We start from the raw sequence: 17259 nt of genomic DNA on the forward strand, positions 1-17259 counted from the left end.
GGTAAAGGCTTTTTATAAATTTCAATTTTAATAAAATTAAGGTTAAAGGTCTTTTTACTATATTTTAGTAAAGCTGTTATAATCAAAACCGTCTAAAGCAGCTATTTTCCAGATTCCATTTTCTTTCACTGCTGTTACTTTGTACTTAGGACTATCTTTCCATTCAGTCCATGTCCAGTAAAATGTAGCTTTGTTATTTTGGATTTTTAAATCGTTTACTTTTAATGTTTTCCAATACGATTCCGGGTTATCCTGACAATCACACCATGGGTTGCTATCGTTACCGTATGGAGGTAATTCGCCAACAAAATATTTGATTTTATTGGTCTTAAGATTCTCGCCAATTTTCAGCCCGATTTTGTTATAATTGTCTATAAATTGTTGTGCAAAAAAATTCGAGTTTTTAAGTTCTGATACTATTTTATTGTGTGTTTTTGTATTTAGCGCCACATATTGATCTCCTTTTTTATTTTCGATAACATCAAAATCGCTTTGAGTTTTTTTAGTTTCGATCCATTCATAGGTTTTCCTAATCAATGTTTCGATTTGTTGCTTGTCGTTCGCAAAATAGATTGATATGTTGGTCGTATTCGCCTGTTTGATATTCATCGGCTTAAAACTCACCAAAGTAATACCAAAAAGAAACAGAAAAAATAGTTTGGAATATTTCATTAAAAAAGGTTTGTTATTAATCATAGCACTGAAAACTGTCACTGCGACTGAAAACTATCTAGGAATCTCGACTGTTTCTATAATTTGTTTAATAATTTCAGAACTTGTAATGCCTTCCATTTCGCGTTCTGGCGCTACAATTACACGATGTTGCAAAACCGGAATCGTAGCTTCTTTAATATCTTCAGGAGTTACAAAATCGCGTCCGCGAATGGCGGCGAAACCTTTGGCAGCGTTTAGAATCGCAATCGAAGCACGAGGCGAAGCTCCTAAATATAAAAAGGCATTTTCGCGCGTGTTTACTACAATTCTGGCGATATATTCCAATAGATTTTGTTCTACTCTTATTTGTTTTACCAAGGCCTGATATTCTTTTATTTCAGCCGCAGAAAGTATTGTTTTTATCGCTTCTAATTTTCCGTGATCCTGCAATAAATGTTCTCTTTGAATGATCAGGATTTCTTCGTCTAATTTTGGGTAATCAATTGTGATTTTGAATAGAAAACGGTCTAATTGCGCTTCCGGCAAACGGTATGTTCCTTCCTGCTCAATTGGGTTTTGTGTTGCAATAACCAAAAAAGGCGTTTCAAGCTGATAAGCAGATCCGTCAATGGTAATTTGACGTTCTTCCATCACTTCAAAAAGTGCTGCCTGAGTTTTGGCTGGCGCACGGTTGATCTCATCAATTAAAATCAAATTCGAGAAAATAGGTCCTTTTTTAAATTCAAATTCCGAAGTTTTTAAATTAAATATGGAAGTTCCTAAAATATCAGATGGCATTAAATCCGGCGTAAACTGAATTCGGCTAAAGCCAATATTCAACGTTTTTGATAATAGTTTCGCTGTAATGGTTTTAGCAACTCCCGGAACACCTTCGAGCAAAACGTGACCGTTTGATAAAATGGCAACCAAAAGCTGATCGATCATTTTGTGTTGTCCTACAATTACGGTTTCAAGTTCTTTTTTGATACTGTTTACGTGATCTAAAAGCGGTGATAGATTTATTCTGGTTTCAAAATTCACGTTTTCGTTGGTGATTTCGTTTTCTGTTGTGTTGATATCGTCCATGTTTGGTCTGTTTTCTGGGTTGTTTTTTTGCCACAGATTAGAATGATTCTCACTGATTTAAATATCATTTTAATCTGTGGCAAATATTTTTTTATCTAATGTATAATCTTTTCTATTGCATTATTAATTCGGATTAAATCTTCTTCAAGACTTCCGTGATAACTATTTCGATGTTCGTTAATCAAAAATACAAGTTCCTGAATATCTGTTTCACTTTTTCCTGTTTTATGATGCAATTTTTGAATAAAAGTATCATCCAGTTTTGTGGTATCAATCAAATATTCAGTTCGTATTTTTTCTAAAAAGTAAATAATTTTTTTATCAATAATATTGCGATGATCGCCTTCCTGAAAATATAAATTTCCTATTGTTTTCGTGAAATCTACTGTCGAATTGGGCAAAGGTTTCAGTATAGGAACAACACGTTGTTTGCGTTTCGCATTAAAAATAATAAAAATCAACATTCCGAATATAAAGAAATACCACGCCCATTTTAATCCGGGCTGAGCCAGGATGTAACGCAATGGCGACTGAGAAATGGTTTCATTATTCTGACCTTTGGTATACCAAAAAATATCCCCTTTTGGTAAATAAGATAAAACGCTTTCGGCATATTGATAATGATCTGCTTTTAACAAATTAAGGTTGGTAAAAGCAACAGGCTGCGTATGCAAATAAAAATATCCTTGTCTATAAGGAACTTTGATAAAATTAATGTCTTTTGTATTACTTGGTTTTGCGCCCTGATATCCTAAAACAGTAGTATTTAAGGTATCAATTTTAGAAAAATAATAGTCTAATTGATGCGCAAAGGTGTATTTTTTATTCTTTTTGTTCGCCAGCCATAGCTGCGTTTTATTTGCATTGAGATAATCTGAATTAACTTCTATTTTCAGGGAATCTAATAAATATTGCGGGAAAGTTTTCATGCTTAGAAAAGCATTGTTTCCGTGCGATACAAAATAAAAAATTTCTTTAATCGATTGTTCGTCAATTGTATTGTTTTCGGATATATTTATAAAGGTTCCCTTTATTTTATAATTTTCTACAAGCGTATCTTCATTATACTTTGAATCTAAAAATTCGTATGGCGTTACATCCGGGATTCTTTCTACTTTATGATTTTTAAAAAAGTCATTGATTTCCTTGTCAAAAACATACAATCCGTAAGGAATTTTGTCATTGACAGCATACGTTGGTCGCCAGTCGATAGGCTTTGGCTGATCTCGATCTATTACTAAAATCAGGGTTAAAATAAAAACCAGAACAGCAATGTAAATTTTTATGCTTTTATCCATTACTAAAGGTTTTTATGGCATTTTTAAATCGGTTTTCGGCTTTTATAAATGAGGTTTCATCAATTGCAAATTCGCCGTACCAGATATAATTATACAAATAAGACAAATAGGTAAAATCCTCTTTATGTTCGGGTTTTTTTAGTTCGTATAAATAATCTGAATTGGTTTTTTCGATATCCCATTCGATATAATGATTTTGCGCCATTACTTTTAGTAACCATAAATAATAGTAACGAATTGCGATTCTTTTTTCTCCCGTCTGAAGACTTTCGCTTATTAATTTTTCGAAATCCAAAAGATGAATGTTCTTTTCGATATCAGAATAATAAACATTTCTTTTATTCGAATTTTTACCAAAAATCCATTGTCCTTCTTTATTGATTAATGCTTTTGCGATTAAGTAGATTACAAAAACAATAATTAAAACGGCTATCGTTCTTAAAAAGATAGTGACAAAATTTACAGATGCTTGAGCATTTTGTTCCTTAAAAATACTGCGGTAAATGCCGGCAAGCCATTCGATAAAACGCTGCCATAAACCTTTTTCGGGCACTTTTTCTTCGTATACAAAATCAGGATCAGTATATTTTTTCTTAAAGTTTTTAGAGAAGGTTTTGGCTTCGACAGTACTTGAATCAACTTGAATATCTTTCTCGGTATATTTTAAAGAATTTATTTTTGGTGGTTCGGCTGTAGCCAAAGAATCCTGGGCATGCGAAACACCGGAAAAAAAGAGAAAAGATAAAATGAGGAGGATTTTATTCATTATTATTTCCAATTGAATCAATTTCAGTCGCCAGAATTTTATCTTCAGCTCCTAAACTATAATAGATAATTCCCTGATTGATTACCAAAATGTTATTAAAAATATTGCTCAATGTCAGAATCAGCACAAATGCAATACTGATCAGAATTAACAATATTGGCGAAGGAGTAAAAGGTGTTTTATCAATGTCAGGATTTGCGATTGCAAAGAAGATAAGGGCAAATATACCTACAAAGTAAAAGAACATTGTAATAGAGGCCTGCACCATCTGAAGCATGATCATGACAATAAAACTGGCGCCTATAGTAGACCAGAAATCTTCTTTAGTCAAAAGATAGGCGTGGTTTAACGATTCGAAAAAACTTTTGTCTTCTGATAAATAAGTATAAAAACTCAAATTGATCCAGGTAAATAAAGTTGGTATTGCTACAATCAATAAAGGAATACCAATTAAGACAAAGCAAAGAAGAAACAATGCAATTATAACGATGCATAAAACAGGAAAAATGATGAATACGACTCCGATGCCGAACTTAAATATTTTCCAAAGGCTTTTTCTAAAAGCGGTTAAAATTTCTTGTGTGGTAAAATTATTCGTGCCTTTCTCAGCTATTAATTTTAAATATAAAATAGGATAGGAGGAATTAAAAAGGGACAGAAGTACGATTACAATTAAAAATAGTATTGCAAAACCACTAATAAGAGGATAGCTGTCAAAATAATTTAAAAAATCATCGGGTGTCGTTTTTTCGAAACTATCACTGGTTAGCGATGTAAAATTTAATTGTAAAAATAAATACATTAATGCACCGGCAATTACTAGCATACCAGCATTTATGGCGAAGAAAATCTTGAAAAAGTGTTTTCCGAAATGTTTGAAAAAAGTAAAGGAATCTACTATATAGTCTCCTAGTTGACGTTTTTTGTAAAGTTCGAACATTATAATGAAGTTATTTTTTTGTGAACAATGAATGGATAAACCAAATAATAAAATGAAATAATGCCTAACGTAAATAAGATGATAAAACTACTTAACCAATTGGGCATATCGATAGAATATCGTGTTATAAAACCTTCTAGAAATCCTGCGCTTATGGTAAAAGGAAAGGTACTCAGGAATATTTTGAAACTGTTTTTGAAACCTATTTTAAGAGAATTTAATCTCGAATAAGTTTTAGGAAACAGGATGGAAGCTCCTAAAATAAATCCGGCCGCACTTTCGATTACAATGGCAAAAATCTCCATAGAACCGTGAATCCAGATACCGCGAACACTTTTCCAGAAAACGCCCTGATCATAAAAAAAGTACTGAAAAGCCCCTAACATCAAGGAGTTTTGAAGGAAGATATAAAAAGTTCCCAATCCGCCAAATATGCCGTAAATATAACATCTTGCGCCTACGTAAAGGTTGTTCATGGTGATACCAATAAAACTTCCCCAGTTGCTTCCGGTGCCGTAAACCGCCATAGGATTTCCTTTTTTGATGTTGTCTAAAGTCATATTGACATAATGATCGCCTAAAATTAAGCGAACAAAATTCTGATCGTATCTTGCTGAAACAACACCCATAGCCAGCGTGGCAAAAAATAAGATAAACGCATACAAAAGATAGCGTCTGTATTCGTAAAGCAGCAAAGGAACTTCGGTTTTGAAGAATTCCAGGAATCTGTTTTTTTCGGTTCTTTTGGTTTTATAAATTTTTTGATAAATCTGCGAAGCAAGGTGATTGAGATACACAACGGTCTTACTTTTTGGGTAATACGTTTGCGCGTAGGACAAATCATTCATCATTTGAATGTACAAATTAGCTAACTCATCAGGATTTTTTTTAGCTTTACCAAAAATAGCGAGTTCAAACTCCAGCCATTTTTCTTTATTTTGTTTTATGAAGGCGACTTCTCTCATTGTAGGCTAAAATATAAAATATGTCAGAATTATCTATTAATACTACGCAAAATGTTAAAATAAATTTTATTGCCGCTTCACCAGGCGAGCGAATAGGATCTTATTTCATCGATTTGGCTATTAAACTGGCCTATATAACCGTGATTTCGCTTGTGTTTTTTTATTGGTTAAATTTCGGTAAATTATTTGACAGATTAGATAACTGGTCTAAAATTTCGATTGTTTTAATTCTTTATTTTCCGTTTTTCATTTATTCGTTAACCTTAGAAAGTATTTTTGAAGGTCAGACTATTGGAAAAAAACTGGTAAAAATAAAAGTGGTAAAAATAGATGGTTATCAGGCCGGATTTGGAGATTATTTAATGCGCTGGTTTTTTAGATTGATTGATATTACGCTTTTGTATGGTATAGTGGCTATAGTAAGTGTGGTGTCGAGTAAAAAAGCGCAACGATTAGGCGATATGGTGGCGGGAACTGCTGTTATTACGCTAAAAAATAAAATCGATATTAGCCATACGATTCTCGAAGAAATAGGCGAGGCTTATGTTCCTACTTATCCTTTGGTTATTAAATTGTCTGATAATGATATGCGTATTATTAAAGAAACTTTTAAGAACGCTGAATCCCGAAATGATCATGAAGTGATTTACAAATTGGTCGCGAAGATTGAAAGCGTAACGGGAATTAAAAATCAATCCGGTAATAGCAGCGATTTTTTGAGGGTGATTTTAAAAGACTACAATTTCTATACTCAAAATATGTAATGGTGTTTTGAGGTAAAATTATTTTGCTGATGATTTATTGCTAATGAAAGCGAATCCCTAGCCCCGATTGTACTGGAAATCCTTTTGTTTTTTTCTTTAAAAAACAAAAGATTACTTCACTTAGTTTTTATTTTATTTTGGAGTTCAGTGAACTTCGTTTGAAAGGGAAAGCGGGAAATTGCTCCTAAAAAAAATGGTAGTATTAAGGAGATTAAACAAGACGATTTCGTAACTTTAGATATACTTAAAATTTGTGAATCGAAGTAGCATATTTTTTGTAAAAGGCGAACCCGAAAAGCCGAAGAGTAGGGAAATTTAATCTAAATACCATGAACTTTAAAAAAGTTGTTAGCTTAATAATAATGTTGTTTGTTTCTGTTTTTGCATTTGCTCAGGGCGGAAAAAAACTGGATAAAATAATAAAAAGAGATTATCAGATTATTGAATGTACGATTGCAAAAATGTCTGATAAAACGGTTGAATATTCTTTGCCGGGAGAAACACTTCAGATCTCGCTTGATGTTTCTCAAATTGCGAGAATTGATTTTGCCAGCGGCCGTTCTCAAACCTTTAATGTCTCTGAAAATAATGCCCCTTCCAATACTAATTCTGTTCAGGTTACTTCCTCAGAAATGAAGCCCAATACGATTGCTGTACTGCCGGTTCCTTATGTGAATTCAGGTACTATGGAAGAGTCTGAAGAAATGGCTAAGTTTGCTCAAAATGATCTTTATAATAAATTGTTAGACAAATCGGCGAATCTTTTTCCGTTAACGGTTCAGGATTTAAGGGTTACGAATAGTTTGCTGCATAAAGCGGGAATTGACTATAAAAATATTGATGCAACCCCAATCGAAGATCTTCAGAAAATTCTGGGAGTCGATAATATTATTGCTGCAAAAGTTTCGTTTACCATTACCGAAGGTTCAACGTCTTCGACTTATAACAGCGGAAATGCCAAAGTGAGCGACAATAACAAAAAGGTAAAAACGAACGATGTGTCGACTACAAATTCAAGTAATCTAACGTATTACAATTACATGGTTTATTTTGATATGTACAAAAACGGCACAAAAATTTACTCACAAAGCCGTAAACCGTTCCTGAATATAAAAGACAGCTGGATGGATTCGATTACTTATTTGCTGAAAAGAAGCCCAATTTACGTAAAGAAATAAGTGGTAAATGGAAAAATTTAAATCTAAAATCGACGTCTGGTTTATTGTACTTTTAGTTTTGCTTTTTGGATTAATCCTCATAAGGCTTTTCTATGATGAAAACTGGATTGGTTTTGCCTTTATATTATTTGTAGTGGCTTTTATTGTTTATATGTTTTCGACGACTTTTTATATTATCGAGAATAAAAAGGTATTTATAAAATGCGGGATATTCTATAATTTATCAATTGATATTGCGAGTATTAAACGAATTTCTGACAGTTATAATATTATAAGTTCTCCTGCGCTTTCTTTTAGCAGAATTGAAATTTTGTATAATAAATTTGATACGGTTTTGATTTCGCCAAAAGAGAAATTGAGGTTTATTGAAGCTATCGAAAAGATTAATCCTCAGACAGAAATAAAAATTAAAGAAAAAAGTTACAAAATAAATTAAAATAATTGGCTTTTTTGAGTCTTTGTGCGTTCGCACCTTTGTACCTTTGCACCTTAAAAAAAATAAAATGTTTCATTTATTAGACCTTATTGGTACAATGGCTTTTGCAATGTCCGGCGCTTTAACGGCAATGCATAAAAAACTAGATCCGTTTGGTGTTTTTATCATTGCGTTTGTAACGGCAGTGGGAGGCGGAACGCTTCGTGATGTTTTAATAGGCAGAACGCCAGTAGGATGGATGCAGGATTTAAAATATGTTTATGTTATTATTTTAGGTTTTGGATTGGCAATTCTTTTTAGAAAAAAGTTTGATAAACTAAGAACTTCCTTGTTTTTGTTTGATACCATCGGGTTGGGTGTTTTTACTTTAATTGGTCTCGAAAGAGGGATCATGACAGGTTTGCATCCCGTAATTTGTATTGCATTGGGCACTATGACAGCTTGTTTTGGCGGTGTAACCCGTGATATTTTGTGTACAGAAATTCCAACGATCTTTAGAAGAGAGATTTATGCAACGATTTGTATTTTTGGCGGAATTGTATTTTTTGCACTAAAAAAACTCAACCTCGAAGATGATATTTTGTATCTCGTAACTTCTGTTGTTATTATTACTGCGCGATTATTGGCGGTAAAATTCAAATGGTATTTACCGGCATTTGATCACAAATAAGATTTATTTGCGACCAATTTCACTAATTTTCACGGATCATGTCGACTGCAAAAAATGTGCGCATATTTGTTTTGTATTTTATGCAGAGAAAAATTAGTGTAAATTCGTGCGATTCGTGGCCAAAGAAGCAACAATAAAAAATGACAAAATACACCGTAAAAAAATACAATCAGAACGATTATACTGTTTGGAATGAGTTTCTGGCTCAGGCCAAAAATGCTACATTTTTATTTCATCGTGATTTTATGGAATATCATAAAAATCGTTTTGAGGATTTTTCGCTTTTAATTTTTCAAGACGAAAAACTAGTGAGTATTTTGCCAGCCAATAAAGTTGGAAATTCTGTTTATTCGCATCAGGGACTTACTTATGGCGGATTGGTATATTCAAATAAAATAAAGGGCAAAAAAGTAGAAGCGATCTTAGATGCCGTTTTGTTTTTTTTGAAAGAGAATTTGCTTAAAACCTTTTATTACAAACCAATTCCTAATTTTTATTTTCCTGAAGGAAACAACGAAACCGACTTTTTTTTGTTTAAAAGAGGGGCTGTTTTAGAGCGAAAAGAAATGAATCTGGCGGTTAATCTAGAATTGCCTTTGCAGATTTCTAAAAGTAAATTAAAACATTTTAGACGCATTGAAGATTTGGATTTGGATATTTTCGAAGAGGAAGATTTTGCACCTTTTTGGGATGAAATTTTAGCACCAAGATTATTGGAGAAATTCAATGTAAAACCCGTTCATACAAAAGAAGAAATTGCACTTTTAAAGCAAAAATTCCCCGAAAATATCAGGCAATATTCTGTTTATCAAAATGATGGAATTATTGCTGGAATTACCATTTTTGAAACCGAAAATGTAGTCAAATCTCAATATGGAGCTACATCAAAAAAAGGAGAGGAGTTTCGAGCGCTTGATTTTTTGTTCATTAATTTGATCGAAAAGTACAAACGAAAAGGCAAACGCTTTTTTGACATGGGAATTGTAAATGAAGAAAACGACAGCGGTTACCATGCCGGACTTTTAAAACAAAAAGAAGAATTAGGCTGTACGGTTTATAATCAGGATTTTTATAAAATTGATATAAAATGATACCATTTCTGGACCTAAAAAAAATAAACGAACCTTATGAAACTGTATTTCAGGAAAAACTGAAATTGGTTTTAGACAACGGTTGGTATATTTTAGGGAAAGAAGTAGAAACATTCGAAAAAGCTTTCGCCGAATATTGCCAAACTCAATATTGTGTTGGAGTAGGCAATGGTTTTGATGCTTTGGTTTTGATTTTTAAAGGATATATTCAGCTTGGGAAGCTACAAAAAGGAGATGAAGTTATCGTTCCTGCAAATACTTATATTGCTAGCATTCTGGCAATTTTACAGGCAGAGTTAGTTCCGGTTTTGGTTGAACCAAAGTTGGAAACCTACAATATAAACCCGGATTTGATTCGGGAGAAAATCACTTCGAAAACAAAAGCGATTTTAGTCGTTCATTTGTATGGTCAATTGGCTGAAATGGACAAGATTACCGAAATAGCAATCGAAAATGATTTAATAATTGTTGAAGATGCTGCGCAGTCGCATGGAGCTAAGACAAATTTCAATAATCTTAAATTCCAAATTCCAGGTTTTAATGATAGAAAAAATGACAATCTAAAATCTAAAATCAATAATCTAAAATCTGCCACAGCCTGCAGTTTTTATCCCGGTAAAAATTTAGGTTGTCTGGGCGATGGCGGGGCAATAACAACAAACGATTCTGAATTGGCAAAAGTGCTTTTCTCGCTTCGAAATTACGGTTCTGAGAAAAAGTATTTCAACGAATATATTGGTGTAAATTCAAGATTAGATGAACTTCAGGCGGCGTTTCTAAATGCGAAATTGCCAAATTTAGATGCAGATAATGATAAAAGAAGGATTGTTGCAAAACGATATTTATCAGAGATTAAAAATGATAAAATAATGCTGCCGTTTTGGGATTTTTCTACTAATCATGTTTTTCATTTGTTTGTGATTAGAACCTCAAAAAGAGACCATTTGCAAGCATATTTAGCTCAAAATAATATTCAGACCGTTATTCATTATCCTGTTCCTCCACACAAACAAAAAGCATTTTCAGAGTGGAATTCTTTGTCTTATCCTATAACAGAGAAAATTCATGATGAGGTTTTGAGTTTGCCTATGAGTCCTGTTCTAACAGAGGACGAGATTAGTTTTATTGTTGATGTTTTAAATCAATATTAGTTTGAACGCGCTGAGAAAAATAACTCAAACGACTTTGTTTAAAATTACTTCTTTAAACAGTTTTAGCATTGCCATTAAAATAGGAATTGGGTTAATAACGTCAAAAGTATTAGCGATTTTTGTTGGTCCTGCCGGAATGGCTTTGGTGGGGAATTTGCGTAATTTTTTAACTTCTTTAGAAAGTATTTCAACTCTTGGTTTTCAGAGCGGCATTATAAAATATGTAGCAGAAAATCATAAAAATAAAGCTGTGCTTCAAAAAATAATGGCTACGGTTTTTATTAGCTTGGTTCTTGTTGCGCTTGTTTTAAGTGGTGTTTTGTATTTTTGTGCCTCCTTCTGGAACAATACAATTTTAAGTTCAGCTTTTGATTATACTCTTGTTTTCAAAATCCTTGCTTTGGCTTTGCCCTGGTATGCCGTATCTGTTTTTTTATTGGCAGTTCTTAATGGTTTAAGTCAGTTCAAAAGAGTGATTTGGGTTAATATTATCGGAAATACTTTAGGATTATTGGTTTCTCTTTTAATGATTTTACAGTTTCAAACGTTGGGAGCTTTATTGGCAATTGTTATTACGCCGGCTTTATTGTTTTTTGTTACTTTTTATTTTGTACAAAAAGAAATCAATTTTTTGCTGACTGTTCGTTTGCGTTTATATGATTTTAAAATTATAAAAGATTTATTGCCATTTTCGTTGATGGCATTGGTTTCATCCGTTTTAGGACCAATAGTTTATTTGGCCATTAGAAATAGTGTTATTGCAACTTTAGGTATCGAACAAGCTGGTTTTTGGGAAAGTATGACGCGTATTTCAACATATTATATGCTTTTTGTGAGTACGATTCTAAGCGTTTATTTTTTGCCCAAACTTTCGATGGCGCAAGGAAATCAGGAAACAAAAAGTATCTTTTGGCAGTATTATAAATCTATTTTACCTGTTTTTATAATGGGTTTAGTAGTCGTTTATTTTGCCCGTTTTTTTATTGTTCAGGTATTGTTTACCAAAGAATTTTTGCCTGTTGCTTCGCTTTTCTTTTGGCAACTTGTAGGTGATGTTTTCAAAGTGGCTTTTCTTATTTTAGGCTATCAGTTTTTTGCTAAGAAACTGACTAAAGCTTTTATTATTGCCGAAGTAGCTTCTCTTGCGCTTTTGTATTTTTCGAATTTGGTTTTCATGCATTACTTTGGGATACAAGGTGTCGTAATGGCGCAGGCTTTTGATAATTTTATTTATCTGATGGTTTTATGTGTATATTTTAGAAAAAGTTTGTTCTAAAGTATTTACATTAAAATCGCAACTTCAATTCTAACGGAATGTATTTGATAAACAAACCAATATCATACGTTTTTTGCGCTTTTACCATTTCCTGATGAACGCGTTTTAATACCGCTTTGTTTTCTACTTTTGTTTTATTTAAGGCAATTGCTTTTTTTATAATAAGGTAAGTCGAATGGTTTATTTTTCGGGTTCTGGAATTCAATTTTCTGTAAAACTGATTTCCTAATGAGTTCTCCAATTCTCTTTTCTGAATTAAAACCGCATCGATAAATTCAAAATTATAGTTTCTGGCAACTCTTATCCAAAGGTCTAAATCTTCGTAAGCCAGATTTTCGTCATAGCCATTTAATTCGTCTAAAACTTCTCTTTTTACCATCGAAGAAACAGAACAAATCATACTGCTTTGGCCTAATATAGACAAATAAATATCTCCCGTTGCAGGTTTTTTCAGTACTTTATTTTCGGTACTAACATCATAGTAATAACGAAGATGCGCATTATTCTCTGAGATTATTTCAGCATTGCCGTAAACAATGGCCAGGTTTTTTATTTCAGAATTTAAAAAAGTGGCGATTTGTTTTTCGACACAATTTGATAATAAAACATCATCGGCAGCCAAATCAATTACATAATCTCCTTTTGCAAATTTTAGTGCTTTATTAAATGTTTTAGTGTTTCCTAAGTTGATTTCGTTGGAAATGAATTTTATTTCAGGATAATTTTCCAGCCATTTTGTAATTGTTTTTTTCGAAGCATCGTTACTACAATCATCGGCTATAATAAGTTCAATATTTTTATAACTCTGGTTTAAAACGGAATGTAGAGATTCGACCACGAACTGCTCATGATTGTAGCACAAACAAATAATAGTAACTAATGGAAGGTTTTGCATAAATAAAACAGCGTTTGAAACGATCAAAAATAAGAAATATTATAGCGGTTTTTGGGAACTAATTTGCAATTAAATTAAAAAGCAGATTTTTGCAGTATTCTTTTCGTTTACTATTTTTTACATTTGTTTTTATATGGAAGACAAAACAGAACGTTTTTTTCAGGAAACTGATATTGAAATTTTGATCGCTACAATGCATCAGGATTCATTAGACTTTCTGTTGCCCATGTTTCCGTTTTTGCATTTTTCTAATTTCCGAATCTTAATCGTTAATCAAACGCAAAGCGGAACAATTTTAAAATCAGAATATTCGAATGTAAGGGTGATAAATTCTTTCGAAAAAGGTTTGTCTAAAAGCCGAAATCTGGCATTAGAAAATGCCCTCGGAAAAATTCTTATCCTTGCAGATGATGATGTAGTATATCAGAAAGGATTTGACTCGACAATTATCAAAGCTTACAATCAATTTCTGAATGCTGCGGCAATTCGATTTTGTGCCGTAAAAACAAATGGCGATTTAATAAAAAAATATCCTGAACGTTCTAAAACGAATTTGAACGTTTTTGATATTTTGAATACCAGTTCTATAGAAATGACTTTCAATGCTGCTATTCTTGATCAATCTAAAATTCGCTTTGATGAAAATTTTGGCTTAGGTGGAATATTCGAAATGGGAGAAGAAGCCATTTTTCTATTTGATTTAAAGAATAAAAATCAGTCATTAATTTTTGAGCCACAAGTAATTGTAAAACACCAGGAACTCACTTCATCAGACAAAAAAAGCATCAGAGAAAAGTACTTTATTCAAGGCGCATTGTTTACCAGAATTTTTAAAAGCAATTATATTTATTGGATATTTGTGAAGCTTTTTTTCGATTTAAAACAAAATAAATTACAATTTAGAGAACTCAAAAAAGCTCTGAAAAGTGCCAAAGAAGGTCACGAAAAATTTGAAACAATATCGTATGAAATTAAAAAATAACGGAATACAGATTTTACCGATTCCTAAAATAGAAGATCCCAGAGGAAATCTTTCGGTCATAGAAAATGATATTGTTCCGTTTGATATAAAGCGCGTTTATTATTTGTACGATGTTCCAAGCGGTTCTGAACGCGGCGGACATGCGCATAAAGAACTTCAGGAGTTTTTGGTAGCTTTAAGCGGTAGTTTTGATGTTGTTCTGAAAGATGGAGAAGACGAACGAATTGTGACTTTAAACAAGCCTTATGAAGGTTTATTAATTAATCCCGGAATCTGGCGCGAACTTCAAAACTTTTCTTCGGGTTCTGTTTGTTTGGTCGTTGCTTCAGACGTTTATATCGAAGAAGATTATATCAGAAACTTTGATGAATTTTTAAAATATTCTAATTATAAACAGAAAAGTTAATTCCGCATTTTTTTAAAAAGCTATTCGCTTTAAAAAGAAAATGCAAACAAAAAGGCGTAAGTTTTAATAAAAACTGAATCTTTGAACTTATATTTTCCTTGTCGGCATTTTTTAGATAGAAGTCGCTTTTTTCTTTATATCCAGCTACATAATATTTAAAACCATATTCGATTCGGTACAAATCCAGAAATTTTTTAAGAGAAGGATTTTCTTGTTCCGAGGTTTTAAATTGTTCAAAATTCATTAACTGCATCGAACCCATATTCTTTTTGGCGAGACTATCATGAATGGCATTATTATAAATAGCGGTAATGGTATTGTTTACAGCCACCGGATATTGAATTCCAATTTTTGTCCACAATTCCAAGTCCTGACCATTTGTTATGCCGGGCGTAAAACTTCCAGATTTTTCAAGAATTTCTTTGGATATTGCCAGAGATGAAGTCCAGGTAATTCTAAAAGGCATATTTGATGCAAAATAATCTTTTATGATTCCCTTAAAAGATTGATCTATTCCTTTGTAATATGGTGTTTGAAAGTGGTTTTTGGCTGTTTTAATTTTATAACGCGAACAATAAATTCCACAATCTGGAAAGTCAGAATATAAATGAGCCAATTCCTGCAAATGATTCGGAAACCAATAATCATCAGCGTCCAGAAAAGCAATCAGTTTTCCTGTTGATTTTTCTATTCCAAGATTTCGTGCAACAGAAACACCTTGATTTTTTTGATGGAAGATTCGAATTCTTTTGTCATTAAATTGGCGTACAACAGCTTCACTTTCATCAGTAGATCCGTCATTAACAACAATGATTTCATAATCTGTAAAAGTTTGATCAAGAGCACTTTTTAAAGTGTTTTCGATATAATTGGCCTTATTGTATAGCGGAATAACAACAGAAAAAAACACCATAACCGATTATCTTTTTAAATTACAGTAATAGCCTAATTTATAAAAATCCAGTAAATATAAGTTCGGATTTTCTGAAGTTAAATTCGTTAGGATTTGTTTCTTTTTCTTTAAGTAAATTGCCTTTACAATTATGGTAAGATGCAGCTTTTTCAAAGTAAGGTAAAATTTGCTCAGTCTAATTTTTTTCGGATCAATTTTATGGAGGGCAATTAAATGGTGTAAGTTTTCTACCGCTCTTTCAGATTTTTTTATAAAAGCAAAACTGTCTTCGTTGTTATGATGAATTAAGAAGTTTTCGATATGCATTACAGGAACTGAATTCAATCGCAAATTTTCGATAAAAACTGCGTCTTCATAACCATATTCCTTTATAAATTCAGGGAAAGGAAATTGCAAGAGGATTTCTTTTTTTAAAAGTAAATTCCAGCTAAAAACCAAATTATAATTGTTCTTAATTCTTTGATTTATTGATTTGGTTTCCCGGTTTATTCCGTATTTCCATCGAAGTAATTTTTCTTTTGCGGGAATAGTTTCCGGATATTTAACACCTCCAAAAATCACGTTAGGATTTGATTTTGAAAGTATTTCGATATAGTTTTTAAGATATGATTTGTGCTCCGGCAAAGCATCAGCTTCCAGAATCAAAATAGTATCATACTTCGATTTAGAGCACATTAAATTGATGTTCTTTCCTCTGCCTAAATTTTCGGTATTAATAGCGAAAGAACAATTTGGTAATAAATTGATCTGGGTATTTTCAGTAATAAAATTTTGGCTTACATCGTCTTGTACAATGATTTCATATACAATTCCTAATTCATCAGCTTGTTGCTTAAGCTCTAAAACAAGCGGAACAACATTATAATTATAAGTAGGAATAAGTATTGAAAGCATTACACGCTTCGTTGCACGACTTCAAAAATTCTTTCGTCTTCACATTTTAATGTTTTAGACGGGAATTTTAGTAATAAAGCATAATCGTGAGTGGCCATGATAACGGTTTTACCATTAGCATTAATTTTTTTCAATACCTCTAAAACTTCAGAACTTGTTTGCGGATCTAAGTTTCCGGTTGGTTCATCGGCAAGGATAAATTCAGGATCGTTAAGCAAAGCTCTTGCAATCGCAACACGCTGCTGCTCACCACCAGAAAGTTGGTGCGGCATTTTGTTAAGGTATTCTTTCATACCTACTTTGTCCAGAACTTCATCAATTTTGCGTTCCATTCCGTCTTTGTCAACCCAGCCTGTCGCTCTTAAAACAAAAAGCATATTGTCTTTTACAGAACGGTCCGGAAGTAATTTGAAATCCTGAAATACGATTCCAATTTTACGTCTCAAATACGGAATATCTTTTTCTTTTAAAGTTGCCAAATCAAACTCAACTATGTGACCTTCACCTTCAGATAATGGTAAATCTGCATATAAAGTTTTTAAGAAACTACTTTTTCCAGATCCGGTTTTTCCAATGATGTAGATAAATTCACCGTGGTTAACATCTAAATTAATATGAGATAAAATTTTTCTTCCTTCCTGATATATAGTGACTTCTTTAAGAGATAGTACGGTTTGTGACATAATAAATTGATTTGATTGGTAAAAGTAATAAGATAACGCTTCGATTCAAAATAAATTTGAATCATTTCGGCAAGAAATTTTTAAAAGTGTCCACAGATTAAAAGGATTAGAATGATTTTGCTGTTTTTTCTAAAGAAAAATTGAATTTAATCTGTGAGAATCTTTGTAATCTGTGGCAATAAAAATAGACAGAATTTTTATCTTAAGAAAA

At 32.4% G+C, this 17259-nt stretch carries 19 protein-coding genes; 9 read left to right on the forward strand and 10 right to left on the reverse strand.

Annotated features, from left to right (window positions below; all coding sequences use genetic code 11):
- Nucleotides 1–57: 57 nt before the first annotated feature.
- The 6 genes from L0669_RS11450 to L0669_RS11475 form a co-directional block, all read right to left on the reverse strand.
- On the reverse strand, nucleotides 58–672 hold the full coding sequence (locus tag L0669_RS11450) for a hypothetical protein (RefSeq protein WP_263763598.1): 615 nt from the start codon (nucleotides 670–672) through the stop codon (nucleotides 58–60).
- A gap of 54 nt (nucleotides 673–726) precedes the next feature.
- A complete protein-coding gene (locus tag L0669_RS11455) occupies nucleotides 727–1740 on the reverse strand; it encodes an AAA family ATPase (protein WP_173972472.1) in 1014 nt (337 codons plus the stop codon).
- 95 nt (nucleotides 1741–1835) lie between these two features.
- Nucleotides 1836–3038 (reverse strand): DUF4350 domain-containing protein, encoded by a 1203-nt coding sequence (locus L0669_RS11460; protein ID WP_263763600.1) that lies wholly within the window; start codon nucleotides 3036–3038, stop codon nucleotides 1836–1838.
- Nucleotides 3031–3804 carry a DUF4129 domain-containing protein gene (locus tag L0669_RS11465; RefSeq protein ID WP_263763602.1) on the reverse strand — a complete coding sequence of 258 codons (774 nt, stop codon included), beginning with the start codon at nucleotides 3802–3804 and terminating at the stop codon, nucleotides 3031–3033. Before L0669_RS11465 ends, L0669_RS11460 begins: the two co-directional genes overlap by 8 nt.
- Nucleotides 3797–4744: a hypothetical protein gene (locus L0669_RS11470; protein ID WP_263763604.1), complete on the reverse strand. Its 948-nt coding sequence runs from the start codon at nucleotides 4742–4744 to the stop codon at nucleotides 3797–3799. The genes L0669_RS11465 and L0669_RS11470 overlap by 8 nt, the downstream gene beginning before the upstream one ends.
- Entirely contained in the window at nucleotides 4744–5709 is a 966-nt protein-coding gene (locus L0669_RS11475) for a stage II sporulation protein M (RefSeq protein ID WP_173972440.1), read from the reverse strand. Before L0669_RS11475 ends, L0669_RS11470 begins: the two co-directional genes overlap by 1 nt.
- 20 nt (nucleotides 5710–5729) lie before the next feature.
- Here L0669_RS11475 and L0669_RS11480 point away from each other — a divergent pair, with 20 nt between their 5' ends.
- The 7 genes from L0669_RS11480 to L0669_RS11510 all read left to right on the forward strand — a co-directional run bounded on the left by L0669_RS11480 (nucleotide 5730) and on the right by L0669_RS11510 (nucleotide 12275).
- Nucleotides 5730–6473: an RDD family protein gene (locus tag L0669_RS11480; protein ID WP_263763606.1), complete on the forward strand. Its 744-nt coding sequence runs from the start codon at nucleotides 5730–5732 to the stop codon at nucleotides 6471–6473.
- 329 nt (nucleotides 6474–6802) lie between these two features.
- Nucleotides 6803–7651: a hypothetical protein gene (locus tag L0669_RS11485; protein ID WP_263763608.1), complete on the forward strand. Its 849-nt coding sequence runs from the start codon at nucleotides 6803–6805 to the stop codon at nucleotides 7649–7651.
- Nucleotides 7652–7658: 7 nt separating this feature from the next.
- Nucleotides 7659–8087 carry a PH domain-containing protein gene (locus L0669_RS11490; protein WP_263763610.1) on the forward strand — a complete coding sequence of 143 codons (429 nt, stop codon included), beginning with the start codon at nucleotides 7659–7661 and terminating at the stop codon, nucleotides 8085–8087.
- 67 nt (nucleotides 8088–8154) lie between these two features.
- Complete coding sequence (locus tag L0669_RS11495; RefSeq protein WP_173972444.1) at nucleotides 8155–8757, forward strand: trimeric intracellular cation channel family protein; 603 nt, start codon at nucleotides 8155–8157, stop codon at nucleotides 8755–8757.
- Between the two features lie 140 nt (nucleotides 8758–8897).
- On the forward strand, nucleotides 8898–9848 hold the full coding sequence (locus L0669_RS11500; RefSeq protein WP_263763612.1) for a GNAT family N-acetyltransferase: 951 nt from the start codon (nucleotides 8898–8900) through the stop codon (nucleotides 9846–9848).
- Nucleotides 9845–10999 carry a DegT/DnrJ/EryC1/StrS family aminotransferase gene (locus L0669_RS11505; RefSeq protein WP_263763614.1) on the forward strand — a complete coding sequence of 385 codons (1155 nt, stop codon included), beginning with the start codon at nucleotides 9845–9847 and terminating at the stop codon, nucleotides 10997–10999. The genes L0669_RS11500 and L0669_RS11505 overlap by 4 nt, the downstream gene beginning before the upstream one ends.
- 1 nt (nucleotide 11000) lies before the next feature.
- Nucleotides 11001–12275: an O-antigen translocase gene (locus tag L0669_RS11510; protein ID WP_263763616.1), complete on the forward strand. Its 1275-nt coding sequence runs from the start codon at nucleotides 11001–11003 to the stop codon at nucleotides 12273–12275.
- Between the two features lie 10 nt (nucleotides 12276–12285).
- Here the strand turns inward: L0669_RS11510 and L0669_RS11515 are convergent, their stop codons facing one another.
- Nucleotides 12286–13170: a glycosyltransferase family 2 protein gene (locus L0669_RS11515; protein ID WP_263763617.1), complete on the reverse strand. Its 885-nt coding sequence runs from the start codon at nucleotides 13168–13170 to the stop codon at nucleotides 12286–12288.
- Between the two features lie 133 nt (nucleotides 13171–13303).
- Between L0669_RS11515 and L0669_RS11520 the strand changes: the two genes are divergently transcribed.
- Both L0669_RS11520 and L0669_RS11525 read left to right on the forward strand, forming a co-directional pair.
- A complete protein-coding gene (locus tag L0669_RS11520) occupies nucleotides 13304–14152 on the forward strand; it encodes a glycosyltransferase family 2 protein (protein ID WP_263763620.1) in 849 nt (282 codons plus the stop codon).
- Complete coding sequence (locus L0669_RS11525; protein ID WP_263763621.1) at nucleotides 14136–14558, forward strand: sugar 3,4-ketoisomerase; 423 nt, start codon at nucleotides 14136–14138, stop codon at nucleotides 14556–14558. The genes L0669_RS11520 and L0669_RS11525 overlap by 17 nt, the downstream gene beginning before the upstream one ends.
- On the opposite strand, the gene L0669_RS11530 is transcribed toward L0669_RS11525, so the two are convergent.
- Genes L0669_RS11530 through L0669_RS11540 form a run of 3 tightly spaced genes read right to left on the reverse strand, consistent with a single transcriptional unit; the run spans nucleotide 14536 to nucleotide 17048 of the window.
- Nucleotides 14536–15471: a glycosyltransferase family 2 protein gene (locus L0669_RS11530; RefSeq protein ID WP_263763623.1), complete on the reverse strand. Its 936-nt coding sequence runs from the start codon at nucleotides 15469–15471 to the stop codon at nucleotides 14536–14538. The two genes, L0669_RS11525 and L0669_RS11530, sit on opposite strands and share 23 nt — an antisense overlap.
- Nucleotides 15472–15477: 6 nt before the next feature.
- Nucleotides 15478–16365, reverse strand: a complete 888-nt coding sequence (locus tag L0669_RS11535) for a glycosyltransferase family 2 protein (protein WP_263763625.1) — start codon at nucleotides 16363–16365, stop codon at nucleotides 15478–15480.
- On the reverse strand, nucleotides 16365–17048 hold the full coding sequence (locus L0669_RS11540; RefSeq protein WP_173972452.1) for a cell division ATP-binding protein FtsE: 684 nt from the start codon (nucleotides 17046–17048) through the stop codon (nucleotides 16365–16367). The genes L0669_RS11535 and L0669_RS11540 overlap by 1 nt, the downstream gene beginning before the upstream one ends.
- Nucleotides 17049–17259: the final 211 nt, after the last annotated feature.

This window comes from Flavobacterium bizetiae, from assembly GCF_024271895.1.
Taxonomy (GTDB): Bacteria; Bacteroidota; Bacteroidia; order Flavobacteriales; family Flavobacteriaceae; genus Flavobacterium; species Flavobacterium bizetiae.

Coding starts and splice junctions, on each gene's coding strand:
- L0669_RS11525 (WP_263763621.1), top strand. CDS start 14,136: ATGAAATTAAAAAATAACGGAATACAGATTTTACCGATTCCTAAAATA.
- L0669_RS11455 (WP_173972472.1), bottom strand. CDS start 1,740: ATGGACGATATCAACACAACAGAAAACGAAATCACCAACGAAAACGTG.
- L0669_RS11475 (WP_173972440.1), bottom strand. CDS start 5,709: ATGAGAGAAGTCGCCTTCATAAAACAAAATAAAGAAAAATGGCTGGAG.
- L0669_RS11460 (WP_263763600.1), bottom strand. CDS start 3,038: ATGGATAAAAGCATAAAAATTTACATTGCTGTTCTGGTTTTTATTTTA.
- L0669_RS11530 (WP_263763623.1), bottom strand. CDS start 15,471: ATGGTGTTTTTTTCTGTTGTTATTCCGCTATACAATAAGGCCAATTAT.
- L0669_RS11470 (WP_263763604.1), bottom strand. CDS start 4,744: ATGTTCGAACTTTACAAAAAACGTCAACTAGGAGACTATATAGTAGAT.
- L0669_RS11480 (WP_263763606.1), top strand. CDS start 5,730: ATGTCAGAATTATCTATTAATACTACGCAAAATGTTAAAATAAATTTT.
- L0669_RS11500 (WP_263763612.1), top strand. CDS start 8,898: ATGACAAAATACACCGTAAAAAAATACAATCAGAACGATTATACTGTT.
- L0669_RS11540 (WP_173972452.1), bottom strand. CDS start 17,048: ATGTCACAAACCGTACTATCTCTTAAAGAAGTCACTATATATCAGGAA.
- L0669_RS11535 (WP_263763625.1), bottom strand. CDS start 16,365: ATGCTTTCAATACTTATTCCTACTTATAATTATAATGTTGTTCCGCTT.
- L0669_RS11465 (WP_263763602.1), bottom strand. CDS start 3,804: ATGAATAAAATCCTCCTCATTTTATCTTTTCTCTTTTTTTCCGGTGTT.
- L0669_RS11490 (WP_263763610.1), top strand. CDS start 7,659: ATGGAAAAATTTAAATCTAAAATCGACGTCTGGTTTATTGTACTTTTA.
- L0669_RS11450 (WP_263763598.1), bottom strand. CDS start 672: ATGAAATATTCCAAACTATTTTTTCTGTTTCTTTTTGGTATTACTTTG.
- L0669_RS11505 (WP_263763614.1), top strand. CDS start 9,845: ATGATACCATTTCTGGACCTAAAAAAAATAAACGAACCTTATGAAACT.
- L0669_RS11485 (WP_263763608.1), top strand. CDS start 6,803: ATGAACTTTAAAAAAGTTGTTAGCTTAATAATAATGTTGTTTGTTTCT.
- L0669_RS11495 (WP_173972444.1), top strand. CDS start 8,155: ATGTTTCATTTATTAGACCTTATTGGTACAATGGCTTTTGCAATGTCC.
- L0669_RS11515 (WP_263763617.1), bottom strand. CDS start 13,170: ATGCAAAACCTTCCATTAGTTACTATTATTTGTTTGTGCTACAATCAT.
- L0669_RS11520 (WP_263763620.1), top strand. CDS start 13,304: ATGGAAGACAAAACAGAACGTTTTTTTCAGGAAACTGATATTGAAATT.